This window comes from Yaniella halotolerans DSM 15476 (assembly GCF_000420805.1).
Taxonomy (GTDB): Bacteria; Actinomycetota; Actinomycetes; order Actinomycetales; family Micrococcaceae; genus Yaniella; species Yaniella halotolerans.
Window position 1 is genome coordinate 34700 of sequence record NZ_ATVQ01000002.1, and the last position, 19406, is coordinate 54105.

The following is a 19406-nucleotide window of genomic DNA, read 5'->3' on the forward strand; positions in this document are numbered from 1 at the left end:
ACGCTGACCGGGTATCGTTTCCATGTAAGTGGACGTGATTTTAGTATCGACTCTTTGCCGCGTTGATCTTTTTCACATAGTCCTTGGTATCGTCGTACATGCCGTACTTGGCGACGCCCCCCGCGCCCTGGTAGTAGCCTGCGATGCCGACGTCGCCAGGGTTGTTGCTCTGGAGATGCCGGATGATCGCCACACCAGCGGTGATATTGTCCTGTGGGTCCATGAGATTGAGATCCCGGCCAACCAACTGTGAAGCCCATTCGCCTGAACTCGGAATAACCTGCATGGTGCCGATCGCGTTGGCAGGTGATACCGCAGTGGCGTCGAAACCCGATTCGATCTGTGCATGCGCTAGGGCGAGTGATGGATCAACGCCCATCGAGCTCGCGGTTGAGCGTACCATTTCGCGAACCTGGCTGCGGGATGGCATCTGCGCATTGAGCAGCGCGCGCTTATTGTCGTTTGCATTTGCGACAACGTCTTGCGGGTAGGTTCTGTGGAGGAAAGTGTCTCCCACAAGTTGCTCAGCGTTACCGGATGAGGCAGTAGTGGTTGAGCTGGTGCCTGAGCCACTGAGCTTGAGTGTTTGGCCGGCACGGATGATATCTGTGGATTTCATACTGTTGGCGCTGAGCAATTGCTGCAAGCTCAGGCCGTTGCGTGAGGCAATACCGGATAGGGTGTCTCCGGACTTGACCTTGTAGCTCGATGAACTTGCTGAGTTCGAAGTGCTGGAGCTTGAGTTTGCTGATGAACTCGTTGCCCCTGAGAGTTTGAGCGACTGACCGGCATAAATGTTATCGCCACTTAGGTTGTTCGCACTGCGAAGGGTCGAAACACTGACGCCTTCCTTGGCCGCAATGCCAGAGAGTGTGTCACCGGATTTTACTTTATAAGTGCCACTCGAGGTGGATCCGGCGGAGCTGGCGGTGCTGACCGATGAGACTGCCGAGCTACTCGAGCTTGAGCTATTCGAACCTGAGAGCTTGAGAGTCTGCCCGGGGAAAATAACTGAGGAGAGGGACAGGTTATTAGCCTTCAAAACGGTTGAAAGGGTGACATTGTTTCGTGCGGCTATTCCTGAAAGCGTATCGCCGGCTTTAACTGTGTAGCTGGAGGAAGAAGTCGAGGAGGAATCTGTCGAGGTTGTCGAGGAGCTAGTCCCGGAGAGTTTCAGCTGTTGCCCCGGGTAGATGACTGTTGACGCAGAAATACCGTTGGCTTTCAAAAGCGTTGACAAACTGACGTTCTGGCTCGCAGCAATGCCGGAGAGTGTGTCGCCCGACTTGACCTTGTACGAACCGTTCGATGAGTTCGAGCTCGAGGTGTTTGACCCGGTTGACACCGAAGGCGAGGCCGAAGTGCCCGAAAGTTTCAAAGTTTGCCCCGGATAGATGATCGAGGACATCGACAGCCCGTTCGCACGGAGTAGTGATGACAGCCCCATGCCTTGCTTAGCGGCGATACCGGAAAGAGTGTCGCCAGCCTTAACAGTGTAGGAGTTTGATGAAGAGCTTGAGCCAGTCGAAGAAGAAGATGTAGTGGACTTGGATTCTCCGAGTTTGAGAACATCTCCAGGATAGATAACCGAGGACGCCTTGAGGCCATTCCACTTCAGCAGCTTCGAAAGAGATACTCCCTCAGCATGCGCAATATGGCCGAGGGTGTCACCTGCCTTCACCTTGTAGGTGGAGGGGGCCGTTCTGGCAGCCCGGAAGTTGGTTTGGGTGAATCGGGCTGGTAGTTGGACAGCTTGCTGATCAGCTGACAGGAGAGTGCTGTGCAGTTTGCTTTGCGCGGCGTTCACGTTGGTGGCAGTCGCTGGTTTCGGGCTCAGCGCCGTACCAGGTGCAGCAGCCACCGCAGGGGCAGCTGCTGCAGCAGAGCCCATCGCGAGTAGCGGCAGGGCCGATGTGGCAACCGCTGTTTTGTAGAACCGGGAAGCACCGGATGTACGGTCGATCATTAAACGTATCCTCTTGCGTCAGGCACCTGCGCCAGGGGAAGTTCCTTTGTGCAACGTGTGACAAAAGTAGCGTCGAGGTGTACGTGATGAAAATGTTACATACGAGAATATACATGACTATTGGTGCAAATGTTAATAGAAGCTTCAAGTTTATTCCCGGATCAGCTCGAAGATAGGTTATTCACGGGATCCAATCGCAAAATCTTGAATATCTGCGATACGGTAGAGATGTGAATCAAACACGTGATCTAGAAAATCTTGTTGGCAGCTGGCTAACGCTTCCAGACGTTGCAGAGCGCCTTGATGTAATTGTGACCCGAGTTCACAAGATGATTAAGGACAGACAACTTTTAGATATACGACTCGGCAACGATCGAATCCGCTATATCCCGGCTGCATTTCTCATGGAATCAGGCTTATTGAAGCCACTGCGTGGCACCATTACTGTGCTCGAGGACGCCGGCTTTGATGAGGAACAAATAGTCCGGTGGCTGTTTACGGAAGATGAGTCATTACCCGGACGCCCGATTGACGCTTTGCGAGCCGGACGAAAGACCGAAATCCGACGCCGCGCTCAAGCCATGGGTTGGTAGGCGCTTTAGTTTTGTCGGCCGATGAGTCCAGATACGAGGTCTTCTAGGCCGGTTTTCACAGCATCTGGGACAGCGAGTCGGTCTAGCGCACCTTGTGTTTCGAGACTGAGTCGTTCGATTTCAGCTTCGACGGTGGTGCGTGCCCCAGAGCGCTCCAGCAGTTCCTGAATTTCTTGGACGCTGTGGGCGCTGTCTGCTGGATGCATCAAAAAGTTGTTGAGCATTCGAGCTTCTCTTTCACCGAGACTGCTGAGCGCGTGGGCCACCAGTTCTGTCCGCTTACCTTCTACCAGGTCGTCCCCGGAAGGTTTGCCAGTCAGTTCCGGGTCCCCGAATACGCCGAGCAAATCATCGCCGAGTTGGAAGGCCATACCCACAGGGAGGGAAAAGTCACGGTAGGCCGACAGGGTTGTGTCGTCAGCACCTGCTAAGACACCTCCGAGTTCAAACGGCCAGACGGCAGAGTAGTGTGCAGATTTATACTGCAACACCTTTCTGGCGCGCTCCAAAGCGACTCCGGAGTCATCTGGGATGTCTGCTTCGGCTAATATGTCGAGATATTGGCCGGTCATGACTTCGAATCGCATGGCGTGGAACGCTTCACGGGCCGGAGCCGCGAATGCTGTGGCATCGGCAGTGGTGGAGAAGATTTCTTCGCTGAGGCCAAGTGCTAAGTCACCTGCAAGAATGCCAGCTGAAACTCCGAAATGCGTGCCGTCCTGGACCCACTGATTGTCGTCATGCAGATTCTGGAACCGCTTATGCACTGAGGCCTGTCCTCGTCGTGTGTCAGAGCGATCTAAAATGTCGTCGTGGATCAGAGCCGCAGCTTGGAAAAGCTCTAACGCAACACCAGCGTCGATAATTCTCGTGTCATCCGCATCGCCGCCAGCACCCTGCCAGCCCCACCATGCGAGAAGTGCGCGTAAGCGCTTACCTCCCTGTACCAGGTCAACGATCGATGTCACGAGCGGTTCGGCAGAATCTGAGATGGTGCGGGCTTGTTGTTGATATTCAGCTAACAATTCCTGCATCCGGCTATGTAATGTGTTCCGGAACCACATCGCATCGATCGTTGTCACTGTTTTGAATCTCCTGACTGACTGAAGCGAACGGCTTAAATCCTGACCCTTCAACCTTACTGGGAGAACCGCGTAGAATTGGTATATGGTCTCTACGGGTCGAAGCACAACTCCCCGCCCTGAGTGGGCTGATAGTTCGTGGGACTCGACCATCTTACATATTGATATGGATGCTTTCTTTCTGTCGGTGGAGCTATTGGACCATCCAGAACTTCGGGGCATACCTGCCGTGGTGGGCGGTAATTCAGGTCGCTCGGTTGTGACTTCGCCGTCATACGAAGCACGGAAGTACGGAATCCGCTCGGCAATGCCGATGTCCCAGGCCCTGGCTTTATATCCGCGCCTAACAATTATCGAACCCACTCGTGATAAGTATTCACACGCCTCTAAGAAAGTTATGGGAGTGCTACACGACATCACCCCAAGCGTTGAACAGCTTTCTATCGATGAGGCATTTATTGATGTCAGTGGAGCTCGGCGACGACTCGGTACCCCGGCACAAATCGCTGCACTTATTAAGCAGCGAGTGCGTGCTGTCACTGGGCTCCCATCGACCGTTGGCGTAGCCGCGAACAAATCCGTTGCCAAGATAGCTTCGGATCATTCAAAACCCGATGGTCTGGGGGTGGTTCCAATCGAGCTAACCCAAGAGTACTTGGCACCGCTGCCCGTCAACGTGATCTGGGGCGTTGGACCCAAGCTACATCAACGTCTGATGAATGCAGACATACATACAGTAGGCGAACTTGCCAAACAGGATCCGCGGCGAATGCAACGATGGTTAGGCGCAATTGGGCCGCAGCTAGTAGCACTTGCATCTGGCGAAGATCCGAGAACTGTTGAACCGCGTCACGACTCAAAATCCGTATCGGTTGAGCACACATTTGAACGAGATATCGTCGATAATCAGGTGCTGGAAAAATATCTGCTTGATCTATCCTATGAGTGTTCGCGTCGGATGCGCCAGGAGGGTCTCGTGGCTTGGGGCTTGAGCGTCAAAGTCAAAGATACTGAGCTTTCAACGCGTACAAAATCACTATCACTACAAAGTTCAGCTACTTCAGGTGCGGTGTTCTTTAAACAAGCAGTGCCGCTCTTGCAGATGCTAATGCAGCAGCGTTGGCATCCGGTACGTCTGCTCGGCGTAAGGGCTGATCGCTTGGCTGAGCCAGCGGTGCAGCACGAGGTACAAGAATCGCTTTTCGAAGATGACACTATTTTCGAACAGCCCGACGCAAGTCAAGACTGGATTTCGACTGACCAAATTTTAGATGATGTAGCTAAGAAATTTCCTAGTGCAGCAATAAAACCCGCCACATTACTACAACATGAAAGACAACAGCGCATGTCAGACGGATAGGTGGTGAGTCACACACGTCACGGTGTGACAATATCAGCAAATCGTCAGGCAAAAACTCTAGAATAGAGTCAAACTCAACCGGAGATTCTCAGGGATTTTCGGCAGATTATGTGGAGGCAACAGTGGGCTTATCCGATAGAGAGAAAGAGGCATTTGCTGAGATTGAATCTCAGCTGATTTCCGACGATCCCAAATTCGCGTCGCAGATGCAGATGGGCAAGAAAGATTCGGCTCGCCGATTCTCTACCCGGAACATTGTTTTAGGCGTGTTAATGGCAACCGCCGGCATCGCCGTCCTGCTGACGGGCGTAACGATCGATGCAATTTGGTTGGGTATCGTTGGCTTCATCATTATGGGTGGGGGTATTTATCTAGCATCCAAACGGACGACTAAACCACCGAGTAAATCCGGCGGACGTGGTGGCTCCGCCAGTAATTCATCAACTTCAAATCAAAGTTTTATAGAAGGGCTGGAATCTCGCTGGGACGAGCGGCGCCGTCATCAATGATGTTCGCCATACCACTGGCGCCTGCCCTTTCATGGAAACCCGCAGTATCTACTGCGGGTTTTCTGCTGTCTACATGACGGCAGCTCTGGCAGATCTATTTCTGATCATCTTCGCTAGCTGACTCACCTTGGGTGTTTGAGCTTGTATCAGATATGTTGTCCGCGTCATCTTGCTGGTCATGGGGTTTTTCCAGTTGTGGATGCTCTGTGGGGGAGGGAATCGGTACATCTGGAAAGGGGCGTGCTTGATCGTATATACGCGCATGTTCCCAATCTGCCAGTGGAGTCGTGCGCGAATCTTCAGGATCTGTGCGGAGTGCCTTTGGGACCAATGGCGACCGAAAGATCTGGGTTTCGGTTAGTGTATCCTTCGGCCCTTGTACGTTATACGGTGCACCCTTCATGCTTTCCGACGAGTCTGCCCCGCTGTGATCGACAGTTCGCTTCCGCCAGATCAGCAGTGCGACGAATACGATGACTAGCAACGTGATTAATGCCAGCACTACCCAAACGGTGGTCATAGTTGGACCGCTTGCGGCCACCGTAAATGTGCCACTGGAGTCTTCGACCGTGACGGTTTGGTCCGTCAAGTCTCCGGACATCGTTCCACCTGAATGCATAGTTGGCAGTACTACATGGAACGTTGCAGACTCTTCCACACCGCCTCTGGCGAGTCCCCATATAGCAGACAAATCGACGTCAAGGTTGTAGTCCGCCCATATGCCGACAAGTGGATCGTGCCGGAGCGTAATACTATCGCTAACGCCTTTTTCTTCGAGGTAAGTGTTGACCTGGCCGGCAAGCGCTTGAGCATCTTGTGCCTTAAACGAAGTGGTGTAGACGGTACTTCCATCTTGGCTAGAGGAACGAAAGGAACCGCTTCCTTGAGGAGGTTCGAAGCGCTCAGCTATGGCGTCCTCATGTTCTTCCGTCGTTTGATCAGTTAGAACGAATTCAAACGTCTGCTCCATACTTCCGTCGAAGTGTAAGTGCGTAGTGGAGGCCATGGAGTCCAAAGGCATACCCCGATTGAGCTCGAGCTGAAAATCGCCATCGCCCCGACGTTGGTCTACCAACTGCCAGTCGTCTGGATAGTCGGTTTCGCCGTCCAATTGTTGAATATTAGTCGGGTCACAGATGGTGTCGCAAGTCCAGTCTGAACCAGAGTATTCGATGATGGTGTCTGGAGCAGCTTCCCCCACAGTCTCAGTAGCGCTAAAGGTTGCTTGCTCGTTTGCCAGCAAAGTTTGTAAGCCTTCTTCTACGGCCTCGACAGATTCGAAATTGGCCGAAACTTGTCGCACTTCAGCATTGTCGGAATCATGGTTTTCTGTTGCTCCAGAGTCTTCAACGGCACCGGTAACTCCCTCTTGGGCATTGAGGTTTTGTACCCGGTCAGTGATGAATCTATTTTGTACCGCGGCGTTGTCGGGGGAGACCTGGTATGACATGGCGATCTCAAAATCTCCTGATCCGAGGATTGCCAGGTCCATGCCTAAATTATGGAACCGTCGATCATCTTGCAGACTGAAATTAATGCGGGGGAGAGAAGTGGAGGTCTCGATTTCATCGCCGTCATAGACAACGGAGGCGGTACCTCCGGAAGTCAGCACCGTGGTGCTTGCTGGCACAATGTCATCTTCGATCAGAGCGTTTGACGCCCAACCCATAAGGTCGTCGTTATAGAACGATTCTTCGAAGATAATCGACGTCACCAACTGCTGCTCGTCTATTTGCACGTCCATCTCACGGGCCTCATCGGGTACATCTGAGGCGTCGAGTAGGGCCTTGATTTTGTTTTCGTAGTCGCTGACATTATCGAAGTCCATTGTAAAAGTAGCGCTGTACCCAGCATCTTCCTGTTCAATGCCCTCGAAGGTCAGTACATCTGGAGTATGGTTTTTTAGTGCTTGGGCCGCGCCATCAACACCTCCGTCGAGGTTCTGAGCGTCTTCGTCGGCCATGGTCATTACGAATTGACGTTGCCCTGAATGATCCTCCTGCAGTTTGAGCTGCGTATTCACGTCGGCGCCACAAGCCGTGAGAACGAGGGTGCCGAAGAAAGCGAAAAATGTGAGGAGTCGCGCTCTGGTGTTTGGTGGGAGCGCGGGGTCGGGCTTTGGTGGCGGTAATTGTTCCAAGGTGTCGCTTTCAGTTGATTCAACGCCGTTTGGACATATCGACGCATGGCTGCTGCATCTATCTTAACGAGCCGAGGTCGTCGATGTGTCTGCACTGGCTATTTTGTTTTAGCGCGTTGGTCACTGCCAAAAGGTCGACGAGCAATGTTTTGTCATTCCCCACCTCGCTCCCTAAAGAGCCCCCACTTCTCTCCACTTGTTCAGGGAAGTGCGTATGCGGGTCAAAAATCCGACCGGAAATGGGCTTGTGGCCGAACTCTATTTACTTTTGTCACAGGCTTCACGCTGCGACGACACGCCCTCCAATTCCCTCCCCAAAGCGCTCCACTTCGGTCCATTCATCAGGAATTCTTTGAAATGCAGCGAATCTCATGCGCTTGGTGGGCGTGAGGGGGTGGATAAAAGGCAGCAATTCCCGCAAAATGGTACTTGAAATATTGATTGTGGGGGAAAGTGGGGTAAAGTGGAGGAATAAGAGGACGGTGGTCGCAGAGCATGAACGAAGTGGGATCAAACAACGTGGGGGGTCGTGCCAAATGTTTTTGGGTACATACACTCCACGCTTGGATGAGAAATCACGCCTGATCTTGCCCGCAAAGTTCAGGGATGAGCTGTCCGATGGCGTTGTGCTCACAAGAGGACAGGAGCGCTGTGTGTACGTGTTCTCAATGGAAGAGTTCCACAGGGTGCATGAACAGATGCGAGAAGCTCCGCTCTCTTCGCGCCAAGCTAGGGACTATATTCGTGTTTTCCTATCTGGAGCTTCAGATGAGAAACCGGATAAGCAAGGCAGGATTACCATTCCAGCCCCGCTGCGTGAGTATGCGGGGCTAGATCGTGACGTAGCAGTCATCGGTGCGGGGACCCGTGCAGAGATCTGGGATCAAACTGCTTGGAGCGATTACCTCAGCGAACAGGAGTCGGCATTCTCTGAAACTGATGAGGAAGTCATTCCAGGACTGTTCTAGCGAACGGCCCTCAAGGTAAATACAACTTCATTATGGTGGGGACTCTTATTTCAGACCTCTATCCGGACAGCTGGCCTGCCTTCCCCTGGGCCAGGTGCACGGATGGGGATCTGGACTAAGAGCCATCATTTTCTCAGCACTATCGGAGCAACGCAAAGGAGCATAATGGCAGCTAGTGACCGACATGGTCAGCACGATGCCCAAGAAGCTCCTAGCGCTGCCCGACGCCATGTGCCTGTAATGGCTGAGCGTGTCATCGATTTACTCGTACCAGGGGTCGAATCTGCGCGACAGCAGCATCGTCGACCAGTACTTGTCGATGCAACTCTGGGCATGGGTGGACATGCTGAGTTGATATTGAAGCGATTTGAAGATGCACTCGTCATCGGTATCGACCGTGACACCCAAGCCCTTGAACTTGCAGGGCAAAGACTTACAGCTTACGGCAACCGGTTTATCGCTTTCCACGGTACGTATGAGGAAATTCTCCCTGCATTAGCGACAGCAGAAACAGAAGCTGCTGACGGATACCTCTACGACCTGGGAGTCTCTTCATATCAACTCGATGAACGAGAACGTGGCTTCGCTTACTCGTATGACGCTCCGCTTGATATGCGGATGGATCCCACGGCCCGTTTCAGTGCTGCAGACGTGGTAAATGACTATGACCAGCGCCCACTAGAACAGCTGATTCGCCGTTTTGGTGAAGAAAAGTTTGCACGGCGTATTGCCACAGCCATCGTTAAAAGACGAGATCAGCGACGCTTTTCCCGCACAGGCGACCTCGTAGAGGTAATCCGCGCAGCAGTACCAGTAGCAGCTGGCCGCACCGGTGGGCACCCTGCAAAACGAACCTTTCAAGCGTTGCGCATAGAAGTCAACGAGGAACTCAATATTCTCCGAGACGCCTTGCCTGCTGCACTCAAAGGCTTGCATATCGGTGGCCGCATGGTCGTCATGAGTTATCACTCATTAGAGGACCGAATTACCAAAAAAGCTTTCCAGGAACTCGCGACTAGTCTTACACCGCCCAACTTTCCGGTTGAACTCGAGGAACACGCCCCCGTGGTCAAGATATTGACGCGGGGCACCGAAAAGCCCACTGAACAAGAAATTACTGAAAACCCTCGCGCTGCCTCCGCAAAAGTACGCGCAATTGAAAAGATTCGACCAAACAGGAGCAACGGATGACAACTTCCCCCTCGAACATCCGCGTATTGCACCCCGAATACTCCACGGATGCCACCGCGAGAATTCTTAACGATGATCAATTTCACGACCTAGAAACTCAGCCCGAGTCCATACCAAATGGTGGAGACGCAGACGCAAACACACGTCGGGAGCAGTTCAAGGTCATTTCTGGCCAGCTCAAGCGCACACCAATTGGGTACACGATATTTGTTATGACCATCCCAATTGTTGCGCTCCTAGTGGTCTTGGTCGTTAACATCGTGCTCTCGAACCGACAGTACGACCTGGTTGAGCTCAATAGCCAGCTGACGAACATCACACAGACAAACGAAGCGCTGGTACAAGATCTGGCCCAAAGCTCTGCACCTCAGTCGGTGGCGCAACAGGCTGCTGATCTTGGCATGGTCTTGCCGGGTACGTCGGCGTCAATCGATCTCGCGTCGGGGAAGATCACAGGTACTGCAACTGCTGCTGAAGCAGATAACACCCCAACGAGTTTCGTATCGGAACCTACTGTTCGAGCAGGTACCGGCGTACCTGCAGAAGTGGAAGCGCCGGCAGACACTGACACTGAGCCAGTGACGATGACAAACGAGGGAGTCCCGGGGCCCGAGTCTGACACAGTAAAAATCGTTGAACCGCAAATCTCCATGCCAGAGTCAGGTGTGACGAATTCAGCAACTGAGAATGGCGTGGCAGATGCGAATGGTGACTCACCGGTAGGTAGTCTTCAAGGACCCCAGGTTAGTCTTCCTACCGGCAACTAACGCCGGGTAACTGGTTGAATCTGTTGAAGGCAGGTGAGTCGTGTGCCCCAGGCACTAGGTGCTGGATCACAAAAATCCAGATTAAAGGTGACTATGTCGCTCTTAATGATATGCCTGCTGGTGCTGGGCGGTCGACTCCTGTTTATTCAAGGTATTGACGCAGAGGACCAAGCTCAGCAAGCGATGGACCGAAGGACAAGACCGGTCACGCTTGCACCTGAACGGGGTTCAATCTTAGATCGAGATGGCAAGATCCTCGCGGAGTCTGTCCAACGCTATGACCTTGTCGTTGACCAGCGCTTAGTGCAGGACTCCAGAGTTTGGGATCCTGAAGAATCGGGCTACGTGAATCTCGACATCGAAGAGCAGCTCCAACAACTCTCCGATGTGCTGGAGATCGACTATCCAGAGCTAGAAGAAATTATGGTGGGAGAACGGCCCTACCGTGTTGTGTCACGCAGAGTTACCCCGGAGGTCAAAGAAGAAGCCCTCGAACTCAACATTCCCGGCCTGATCTCCGAACCTGTGGCGGATCGGATCTACCCAAATGGGGCCGTAGCCGGGTCCGTTATTGGGTTTAACGGACACGACGGGAATGGTCTGGAAGGCATCGAACGCTCACAGGACAAACGCCTCAGTGGCCAGACAGGTGAGCGTATTTTTGAGATTTCTGCCGACGGTGTGCGCATTCCCAATGCATCGTTTTCTGAAACACCAGCAGTCGACGGTAATGATGTTAAGCTGACCATTGATCAAGACGTCTCCTGGTACGCACAGGAAGCCATCGCTGCCAAGGTTGATCAGTACAATGCGGAATGGGGCAACATTGTGGTGATGGACGCCAAAACCGGCGAGATACTGGCCCTATCGGACTCCGAAACAGTCGATCCGACAGATCCCACCGAGACGGACCCGCTCTTCTGGCGCCCCACTGCAATATCACAAGCGTTCGAGCCCGGCTCGACTGGTAAAGCAGTCACCTTCGCAGCCGCCCTGGATGCCGGAGCGGTCGAGCCTGAGGACAAGTGGACGGTACCAAATAGTCAGACCTTCAATAACGAAGAAATCAGTGACTCCATGCCGCATGACACCTTTGATATGACTACGGCAGGAATCTTCAGCCGGTCTTACAATACCGGCACAGTTCAAGTGGCCACGAAACTTAGTGCCCAAGAACGCTGGGAGTACATGAAAGACTTCGGCATTGGCGAGCCTATAGACATAGGAATGACGCGGGTCAATAAAGGGCTCTTTACCTCGTGGGAGAACTGGGATCGTCGCCAACACTTCACCACGACATTCGGTCAAGGGTATTCCCTAACTTCACTTCATACCACCCGAATCTTCCAAGCTCTTGCAAATGATGGCAAGATGATGCCGCCAAGGATCATTGATTCCTATATCGACGAAGACGGCGTCGAAACTCCATGGGAACCACCAACAGAACCCAAACAAGTTGTCTCCGAGGACACAGCAGATGAAATGTTGAAGCTTATGGAAGGCGTCGTAGAAGAAGGCACGGCTTATAACGCCCAAATAGACGGCTATCGGGTCGGCGGTAAGACAGGAACAGGGCAGGCAGCTGGAGCAGGAGGATATGACGGCCACACCACATCGTTTACGGGTGTCGTGCCCTTGGACGATCCACAATTCATCGTTTCAGTGGCAGTCCACCGGCCACAGGGCAACTGGGAAACCTGGCAAGTAACCGACACTGCGGCCGATATCATGAAATATCTGCTGAGTAAATACTCCGTTCCGCCGTCCGAGACCGGATCCCAAAGCTATGATGTATTTACCGAAGACCCACAGGAAAGGCCGTGGTAGCCCGGGTAATGGGGCCACCACAATGAGCATGCTGCGACCAAAAAATAAACTCAACGTAAAACTCGACGCAATCACAAAACATCTTAGGCAGTACAAGCCTTCAACATCGGGTCCCACCGATGTTTCGATAACTGGTATCTCCATGAATTCGAAAACCGTCCAAGACGGGGACCTGTATGCGGCAATTGCCGGTGCGAATCACCACGGCGCGGACTATCTTGACCAAGCATTGCAGACTGGGGCCGCTGCAGTATTGACGGATACTCGTGGCATGGAGCGCGTCCCTAGGAATTTTCCCGCAATCGTAGTGGAAGACGTACGCGGAGCACTCGCCGATGCCGCAGCGGCGATATACAACAATATCGCCGCCACAACTCCTCGAATGTATGGCGTAACCGGGACGAATGGGAAAACTACCACTACCTATTTCGTCAATGCGCTTTTAGCAGCACTAGGCGAAACTACCGGACTGATCGGGACAATCGAGACGCGTATCGCAGGTGAATCGGTAACCTCGCAATTTACGACGCCCGAGGCACCAGACCTGCATAGCCTCATTGCGCTTATGCGGGAATCATCCGTCAGCGCAGCAGCCATGGAAGTATCTTCACACTCCATGGCATATAAGCGAACCTTCGGAATACAGTACGAAGTGGTCGGATTTACCAACCTGACGCAGGACCATCTCGACCTCCACGGCACTATGGAGGACTATTTCGCAGCAAAAAGACTCCTCTTCAATGAGGACCACTCTAAAAAACAAGTCGTAACCGTCAACGGTGGGCCTGACCCTGCATGGGGCAGAGCGTTGTCCCAACAGATAGCCAATGCCGTGACCCTCGACCTTGGCCCGGCGGCAGCCATCGAAACCGAGGTGCCCGCCGCCACCTGGAAGGTTACTGAGCTTGAGACCGTAGGCATTGGTCATCGATTTACTCTGCAGCACGAATCCGGCTATGAAGTCACAACACGAGTCAATATGCCAGGCAAATTCAATGTGGCTAATGCGGCCCTGGCCGCTGTGATGGTCTATACCGGATATGAACGCCAAGGCTGGGACGACATTACCGCCATATTGAATGCCGAGAAGCACACGCCCTTCGAATCAGACGTGCCCGGACGCATGGAGGTTATTTCGCAAGAGCCAACAGTGATTGTCGACTTCGCTCATAACCCGGATGGCCTAACACAAGCCCTACAGGCTGTGAATCGTTCCCGGAACGACGACGGTCGAACGATCATTGTTTTTGGTGCCACAGGACAGCGAGATACTGCAAAGAGACCTCTGATGGGCAGTATCGCTGCAAAGTACGCTGACGTCGTGATAGTTACTGATGATGATCCACACTACGAAGAGCCCTCGGAGATTCGTAAACCTGTCGTCCAAGGGGCGAAGGCTCACATTGAAGCCACGAACTCCGACACTGAGATATTGGAAATAGCGCCACGTAACGAAGCTTTGGCATACGCAATTGGGATGGCTACGCCTCACGACACAATTTTGGCTGCCGGACGGGGGCATGAAACGCACCAAGACATTGCCGGGGAACCTTTCGAGATTGACGATCGCGAGGTTCTTCGCCGTAACCTCGTCGATTACGGATTCATCACAACTGGCGCAGCATCAGCGGAACTCACGGACTAACGCGGTAAGGTCAAATGCGAAATGATTGAACTCAATGCACTCCAGATAGCAGAAGCTACGGGCGGTCGACTCACAGCAAGCGTCGAAGAATCGACTCTAGTGACATCTGCTGATACCGATTCGCGCCAACTCGAACCGAATTCCTTGTACATCGCCAGACGCGGTGAAGTCACGGATGGTCACAATTTTATTGCTTCAGCCCGAGCAGCCGGAGCCCAGCTTATTCTGGCGGAACGAGAAACGACCGACCACGACGGTATCGTCGACCCAGCCGTCATCGTTGAAGACTCGACCGTAGCAATGGGCGATCTTGCCCGTTACATTGTCGAGAAGATTCGAGCACACTCAGAAACCACGGTGATTGGTATAACCGGATCCGTTGGCAAAACCACGACCAAAGATGCGCTTGCTACGCTGCTTTCATCCCAGGGAACCACAACGGCTCCGCGTGGCTCCTATAACGGTGAGACCGGTTTACCCCTGACGATATTCACCGCCGAACTAGAAACCCGGTACCTCATTGTTGAGATGGGTGCTGATCGACTCGGAAATATTCGAGACCTTACCAATATCGTGCGCCCAGATATCTCCGTGGTCCTCACCGTAGGAACGGCACATGCACAGTCCTTCGGTTCCTTGGAGAACATCGCCATAACAAAGGGTGAGATCGTAGAGGCGCTTAAGCCACACGGCATCGCGGTCCTGAACGCAGACGACGTCAAGGTTGCCGAAATGGCTTCCCGCGTGCCCAGCGGGGCGAAGACAATCTGGTTTTCTGCTGCTTCCATGCCACCGGAGCGCAACCATGTACTTTATGCGGCAAACGCAGCAACAACTGAGGATGAAAACCCACGTTTCAACCTCCAGTACCTCGCCGAAGATGCTACAGACAGCGACCGACAAGGGCGGGATGTCACCGCGAACATGATCGGTGAACATCACACAACAAACCTGCTCGCTGCAGCAGCGGCGGCATTGGCTGCCGGTCTCAGTCTTGAGACCATCGCTCAAGTCATGCCTGAAGTTGCACCTGTGTCAGCACACCGTATGGCACGTACCGACCGGGCTGACGGCATCACAATTATTGATGACGCCTATAACGCGAACCCAGAATCCATGCGTGCGGGACTCAAAACTCTAACTATGCTCGGGCGCAACACCGGACGTCGTACCTGGGCAATCTTGGGCCCGATGCTGGAACTCGGTGACCAACACGCCAAGGAACATATCCTGCTGGGGGAGATCGTCGTACGGTTGAATATTGCCCAACTTGTCGTGGTGGGATCCGACGCTCGAGCACTCTATACCGGTGCCGTTAATGAGGGGTCTTGGGGCGATGAGGTTGATCACGTGTTATCGAACGATGAGGCCTTCGAGCTGCTCGCAGAACGAGCTGAACCAGGCGACATCATTTTCGTCAAGGGTTCCAACGGCACCCGCCTTTGGGAACTCGCCGACCGACTGACCACTGAAAAACTGGTGGGCCGCAAGGAGATGCCGTAAGTGATTGGACTATTAATAGGCGCTGTACTTGGCGTCATCCTCACGGTTGTGGGAACCCCCTTGTTTATCCGCTTGCTCCATCGGCGTGGTTACGGCCAAATCATTCGTGACGACGGGCCCACCACGCATGCGACCAAACGCGGTACCCCCACCATGGGCGGGGTAGTGATCGTGATGAATTTCGTACTCGTATATTTCATCACGCACTGGATCATGTCACTGCTCGAGTTAGAGAATTCAGGAATCACCGTCTCGGCGTTGCTACTGCTGTTCCTTACCGCGGGTATGGGCATAATCGGTTTCCTTGACGATTACATCAAAATTTCGAATCAGCGTTCCCTCGGCCTGACGGCCACCGGCAAGATTATTGGGCAGGGCGCAGTCGGCATTACATTTGCCATCCTGGCCCTGAACTTCCCGAATAGTCAGGGATTCACTCCCGCGTCGACAGCCATATCTGTCTTTCGTGACACATCCTGGGACCTGGCCTTTTTCGGCGCGACAGCGGGTGCCATCCTATTCGTTATCTGGTCCAACTTGATCACAACAGCGACAACCAACGCAGTGAACCTCACCGATGGCCTCGATGGGCTCGCGACAGGAGCTGTCGCGATGGTCTCTGTTGGCTATGTCTTGATCACTCTCTTTCAAAGCAACCAAGCGTGCTCAGGCACAACGATTGCAGGGGGTTGTTATCAAGTACGCGACCCCATGGATCTTGCCCTCTTGGCATCGATTCTGGCCGGCGTATTACTGGGCTTTCTCTGGTGGAATACCGCACCAGCCAAAATTTTCATGGGGGATACCGGCTCATTGGCACTTGGTGGCGCACTGGCCGGATTCGCAATCTTTTCGAAAACACAAGTGCTACTCGTTGTACTTGCGGGACTCATGGTTGTGATTGCAGCGTCAGTCATTATTCAAGTTGGATATTTCAAAATTTCCGGCGGCAAGCGTGTCTTTCTGATGGCGCCTCTCCAGCACCACTTTGAGCTCAAAGGATGGGAAGAAGTCACTGTCGTGGTCCGTTTTTGGCTTATAGGATTAGGCTTCGTCGTGGCCGCACTAGCAATGTTTTACGCTGAATGGGTGATCCTCCGATGAACAGGACCTTAGACCATCTCACCACTTGGGATTCCAACTGGTCGGACCTCTCCGTGGTGGTCGCCGGGATCGGCGTCACCGGCTTCTCGGTCGCGGATACACTTGCAGAACTAGGCGCATCAGTTCTCGTCATCGATGGTAAAGACAACGCTGCGAACCAGAAAGCTGCCGAGACCCTGAAGATTGTCGGGGTTAAAGACGTACTGTTGGGTGAGGAAGCTGTTACTGGTTTGCCGGACGCCACGAGTATAGGTGGCACCATCGACCTCGTTATCACCTCGCCAGGCTGGCGGCCCGACAATGTCGTGCTGATCGAAGCCCAACAAGCTGGGATCCCTGTATGGGGCGATGTTGAATTTGCCTGGCGGGTTCGCCAGCGCGAAGGGAAACGCACAGCCCAATGGGTTACCTTGACCGGAACCAATGGTAAAACCACGGTCGCTACGATGGCGCAGTCCATGGCTCGTGCACAGGGTCTAGATGCCGTTGCCGTTGGTAATGTCGGGACGCCTATTTTGGATGCGATTCGTTACCCCGACGGTTTTGATCTGCTTATCGTAGAACTTTCCTCATTCCAGCTGCATTGGATTGAACGCATCGAACCGGAAGCTTCTGTGGTGCTCAACATTGCTGAGGACCATTTGGACTGGCACGGTGGTCTGGAAAACTACATGGCGGCTAAGGCAAAGGTGTATGAGAACACCCGCATTGCGGCCGTCTATAATGACGCCGAAGCTGAGACGATTCGGATGGTCGAGGAAGCGGATGTGATCGAAGGATGCCGAGCCATTGGCATCACTACAGATACTCCGCAGCGGTCCATGCTGGGCACCGTGGATGACCTGCTGGTTGATAGAGCATATCTCTTCAACCGCGGATCTCAGGCGCTTGAACTGGCCGAGTTTGGCGATATCGGAAGTCCTGCGCCCCAGCATATGGTCTTCAACGCACTAGCCGCTGCTGCCTTGGTACGAGCTGTGGGCGTAGAGCCTGCTGCAGTTCAAGCCGGCTTGCGCACCTACGAGCCGGAACCGCACCGGATCCAGCCCGTAGCGCATTTTCACGACATTTTGTGGGTAGATGATTCCAAGGGAACCAATCCGCATGCCACGGATGCAGCGTTGGCTACTTATAATCCAATCATCTGGATCGCAGGGGGACTGTCGAAAGGCGCTTCCTATGACGACCTAGTGAAAACACACAAAAATAACCTCAAAGCGGTGATTCTCATAGGTACGGATCATGCTGGGATCATTGCCGCGTTGCAGCGACACGCACCGACGGTACCTGTCCACACCGACTACTTGCGAGACACTACAGTGGAAGTTGGAAACGGGGCCGAAGTGATGCGAATAGTCGTGAACTTAGCCCACGACCTAGCAGAGCCATATGACACGGTGTTGCTCTCGCCGGCTGCTGCATCAATGGATCAGTTCGCCAACTATAAGGTTCGCGGCGATGCTTTCACAGACGCAATCGCCACGAAGCTATCCGACATCAACTATCCGGGACATGAAGACCGCTAACCAACAGGAGCACGACATGACCATAGGTCCGACACCTCGTGTAGCTCGTGCTTGGGATTGGCTCACCGGTGTGCATTCCCAAAAATCGGCCTACTGGCTGATCCTGGGACCCACCGTCGCGCTCACCTTTATCGGTGTCGTGATGGTGCTGTCCGCCTCATCGGTGGAGTTCATTGGCGGTTCAGGGTCGTTCTCCTCGCTGAGCTCACAGGGTTTGTACTCTGTCATTGGGCTAGTGCTGTTGTTCTGGATGGGAAAGTGGCGACGGCAAACATATCACAAGCTCGCGGTGATTATGCTGCTGATCAGTATTGTGCTGCTGGCTCTAGTCTTTACACCGCTAGGTGTAGAAGTCAACGGAAACCGAAACTGGCTGCGACTGGGCGGATTCTCATTCCAGCCTGCGGAGGCGGCCAAACTGGCCTTTAGCGTGTGGGCTGCATATGCGCTCAGTCAAAAGCTGAAGTATCAGACCTTCGGCAAAGACCTCTTGGTTCCGGTGGTATTCCCGTTCGGTATCGTGATCGTGGCTCTGATTATGGGTGGACGTGACCTCGGCACAGTCCTCATTATGCTCATGATCATGGCCACCATCCTCTACCTGGGTGGTATGCGAACCATCTACCTGGTTGGTACCGCTGTGCTTGGACTCATTAGTGTGGCTGTGCTCACCATGATGTCTGATAACCGTATGATGCGCATCCAAGCGTGGATGGGAAACTGCGACCACCCAGCAGACCCTTGTTACCAATACGAACAAGGTATTTTTGCTTTAGCTTCGGGCGGATGGTTCGGCCTCGGGCTCGGACAGTCCCGACAAAAATGGTCCTATATACCTGAAGCCGGAAACGACTTTATTTTCACGGTATTGGGTGAAGAACTCGGGCTACTCGGTGCACTCTTGGTGATTGGTCTATTCGTCACCCTCGGTATCGGCATGTTCCGCGTGGCCTATAACAGCACCGATAATTTTGTTCGTCTTTCCACCGGTGCCATTATGACGTGGTTATTAGGACAAGCTTTCATGAACATTGCCATGGTGACCGGCCTACTTCCCGTGATTGGTGTTCCACTTCCTTTCATATCTGCGGGAGGTTCGGCACTGCTTATGGCCATACTCGCGGTAGGTGTGGTGCTATCTTTTGCAAGGCATCAGGCACAAGAGATCCAAGATAAAACGTCAACGGCGCAACGGCAGCCAGTCACGAAAGAAAGCGTATAACTC

At 53.3% G+C, this 19406-nt stretch carries 15 protein-coding genes; 12 read left to right on the top strand and 3 right to left on the bottom strand.

Features of this window, described 5'->3' with window-relative positions; translation table 11 throughout:
• Positions 1-40 precede the first annotated feature (40 nt).
• On the bottom strand, positions 41-1966 hold the full coding sequence (locus G583_RS0107765) for a lytic transglycosylase domain-containing protein (RefSeq protein ID WP_022870615.1): 1926 nt from the start codon (positions 1964-1966) through the stop codon (positions 41-43).
• A 230-nt stretch (positions 1967-2196) separates the two neighbouring features.
• Here G583_RS0107765 and G583_RS0107770 point away from each other — a divergent pair, with 230 nt between their 5' ends.
• Positions 2197-2559 (top strand): Rv2175c family DNA-binding protein, encoded by a 363-nt coding sequence (locus G583_RS0107770; RefSeq protein ID WP_022870616.1) that lies wholly within the window; start codon positions 2197-2199, stop codon positions 2557-2559.
• 5 nt (positions 2560-2564) lie between these two features.
• Here the strand turns inward: G583_RS0107770 and G583_RS0107775 are convergent, their stop codons facing one another.
• Entirely contained in the window at positions 2565-3641 is a 1077-nt protein-coding gene (locus tag G583_RS0107775) for a polyprenyl synthetase family protein (RefSeq protein WP_022870617.1), read from the bottom strand.
• An 85-nt stretch (positions 3642-3726) separates the two neighbouring features.
• Here G583_RS0107775 and dinB point away from each other — a divergent pair, with 85 nt between their 5' ends.
• Both dinB and G583_RS0107785 read left to right on the top strand, forming a co-directional pair.
• On the top strand, positions 3727-5001 hold the full coding sequence (gene dinB / locus G583_RS0107780; RefSeq protein ID WP_022870618.1) for a DNA polymerase IV: 1275 nt from the start codon (positions 3727-3729) through the stop codon (positions 4999-5001).
• 122 nt (positions 5002-5123) lie between these two features.
• Positions 5124-5510 (top strand): DUF3040 domain-containing protein, encoded by a 387-nt coding sequence (locus G583_RS0107785; RefSeq protein ID WP_022870619.1) that lies wholly within the window; start codon positions 5124-5126, stop codon positions 5508-5510.
• A 94-nt stretch (positions 5511-5604) separates the two neighbouring features.
• On the opposite strand, the gene G583_RS0107790 is transcribed toward G583_RS0107785, so the two are convergent.
• A complete protein-coding gene (locus G583_RS0107790; RefSeq protein ID WP_169558777.1) occupies positions 5605-7533 on the bottom strand; it encodes a hypothetical protein in 1929 nt (642 codons plus the stop codon).
• A 653-nt stretch (positions 7534-8186) separates the two neighbouring features.
• On the opposite strand from G583_RS0107790, the gene mraZ reads away from it, so the two are divergent.
• From mraZ to ftsW, 9 genes are all read left to right on the top strand, one after another.
• The gene (gene mraZ, locus G583_RS0107795; protein WP_029629384.1) at positions 8187-8618 is read left to right on the top strand and encodes a division/cell wall cluster transcriptional repressor MraZ; all 432 of its coding nucleotides are present in this window, start codon (positions 8187-8189) and stop codon (positions 8616-8618) included.
• A 165-nt stretch (positions 8619-8783) separates the two neighbouring features.
• The gene (gene rsmH, locus G583_RS0107800; RefSeq protein ID WP_022870622.1) at positions 8784-9809 is read left to right on the top strand and encodes a 16S rRNA (cytosine(1402)-N(4))-methyltransferase RsmH; all 1026 of its coding nucleotides are present in this window, start codon (positions 8784-8786) and stop codon (positions 9807-9809) included.
• On the top strand, positions 9806-10576 hold the full coding sequence (locus G583_RS16350; protein WP_022870623.1) for a hypothetical protein: 771 nt from the start codon (positions 9806-9808) through the stop codon (positions 10574-10576). The genes rsmH and G583_RS16350 overlap by 4 nt, the downstream gene beginning before the upstream one ends.
• Positions 10577-10669: 93 nt before the next feature.
• Positions 10670-12403 (top strand): peptidoglycan D,D-transpeptidase FtsI family protein, encoded by a 1734-nt coding sequence (locus G583_RS15040; RefSeq protein WP_084677319.1) that lies wholly within the window; start codon positions 10670-10672, stop codon positions 12401-12403.
• Positions 12404-12431: 28 nt separating this feature from the next.
• Positions 12432-14048, top strand: coding sequence for a UDP-N-acetylmuramoyl-L-alanyl-D-glutamate--2,6-diaminopimelate ligase (locus G583_RS15045; RefSeq protein ID WP_022870625.1), 1617 nt, complete (start codon positions 12432-12434; stop codon positions 14046-14048).
• A gap of 21 nt (positions 14049-14069) precedes the next feature.
• The gene (locus G583_RS0107820; protein WP_022870626.1) at positions 14070-15551 is read left to right on the top strand and encodes a UDP-N-acetylmuramoyl-tripeptide--D-alanyl-D-alanine ligase; all 1482 of its coding nucleotides are present in this window, start codon (positions 14070-14072) and stop codon (positions 15549-15551) included.
• Positions 15552-16655 (top strand): phospho-N-acetylmuramoyl-pentapeptide-transferase, encoded by a 1104-nt coding sequence (gene mraY / locus G583_RS0107825; RefSeq protein ID WP_022870627.1) that lies wholly within the window; start codon positions 15552-15554, stop codon positions 16653-16655.
• A complete protein-coding gene (gene murD / locus G583_RS0107830; RefSeq protein WP_245540603.1) occupies positions 16652-18181 on the top strand; it encodes a UDP-N-acetylmuramoyl-L-alanine--D-glutamate ligase in 1530 nt (509 codons plus the stop codon). Before mraY ends, murD begins: the two co-directional genes overlap by 4 nt.
• A 16-nt stretch (positions 18182-18197) precedes the next feature.
• Positions 18198-19403 carry a putative lipid II flippase FtsW gene (ftsW, locus tag G583_RS15050; protein ID WP_022870629.1) on the top strand — a complete coding sequence of 402 codons (1206 nt, stop codon included), beginning with the start codon at positions 18198-18200 and terminating at the stop codon, positions 19401-19403.
• Positions 19404-19406 lie beyond the last annotated feature (3 nt).

Coding starts and splice junctions, on each gene's coding strand:
- G583_RS0107765 (WP_022870615.1), bottom strand. CDS start 1,966: ATGATCGACCGTACATCCGGTGCTTCCCGGTTCTACAAAACAGCGGTT.
- dinB (WP_022870618.1), top strand. CDS start 3,727: ATGGTCTCTACGGGTCGAAGCACAACTCCCCGCCCTGAGTGGGCTGAT.
- mraZ (WP_029629384.1), top strand. CDS start 8,187: ATGTTTTTGGGTACATACACTCCACGCTTGGATGAGAAATCACGCCTG.
- rsmH (WP_022870622.1), top strand. CDS start 8,784: ATGGCAGCTAGTGACCGACATGGTCAGCACGATGCCCAAGAAGCTCCT.
- G583_RS16350 (WP_022870623.1), top strand. CDS start 9,806: ATGACAACTTCCCCCTCGAACATCCGCGTATTGCACCCCGAATACTCC.
- G583_RS15040 (WP_084677319.1), top strand. CDS start 10,670: ATGTCGCTCTTAATGATATGCCTGCTGGTGCTGGGCGGTCGACTCCTG.
- G583_RS15045 (WP_022870625.1), top strand. CDS start 12,432: ATGCTGCGACCAAAAAATAAACTCAACGTAAAACTCGACGCAATCACA.
- G583_RS0107820 (WP_022870626.1), top strand. CDS start 14,070: ATGATTGAACTCAATGCACTCCAGATAGCAGAAGCTACGGGCGGTCGA.
- murD (WP_245540603.1), top strand. CDS start 16,652: ATGAACAGGACCTTAGACCATCTCACCACTTGGGATTCCAACTGGTCG.
- ftsW (WP_022870629.1), top strand. CDS start 18,198: ATGACCATAGGTCCGACACCTCGTGTAGCTCGTGCTTGGGATTGGCTC.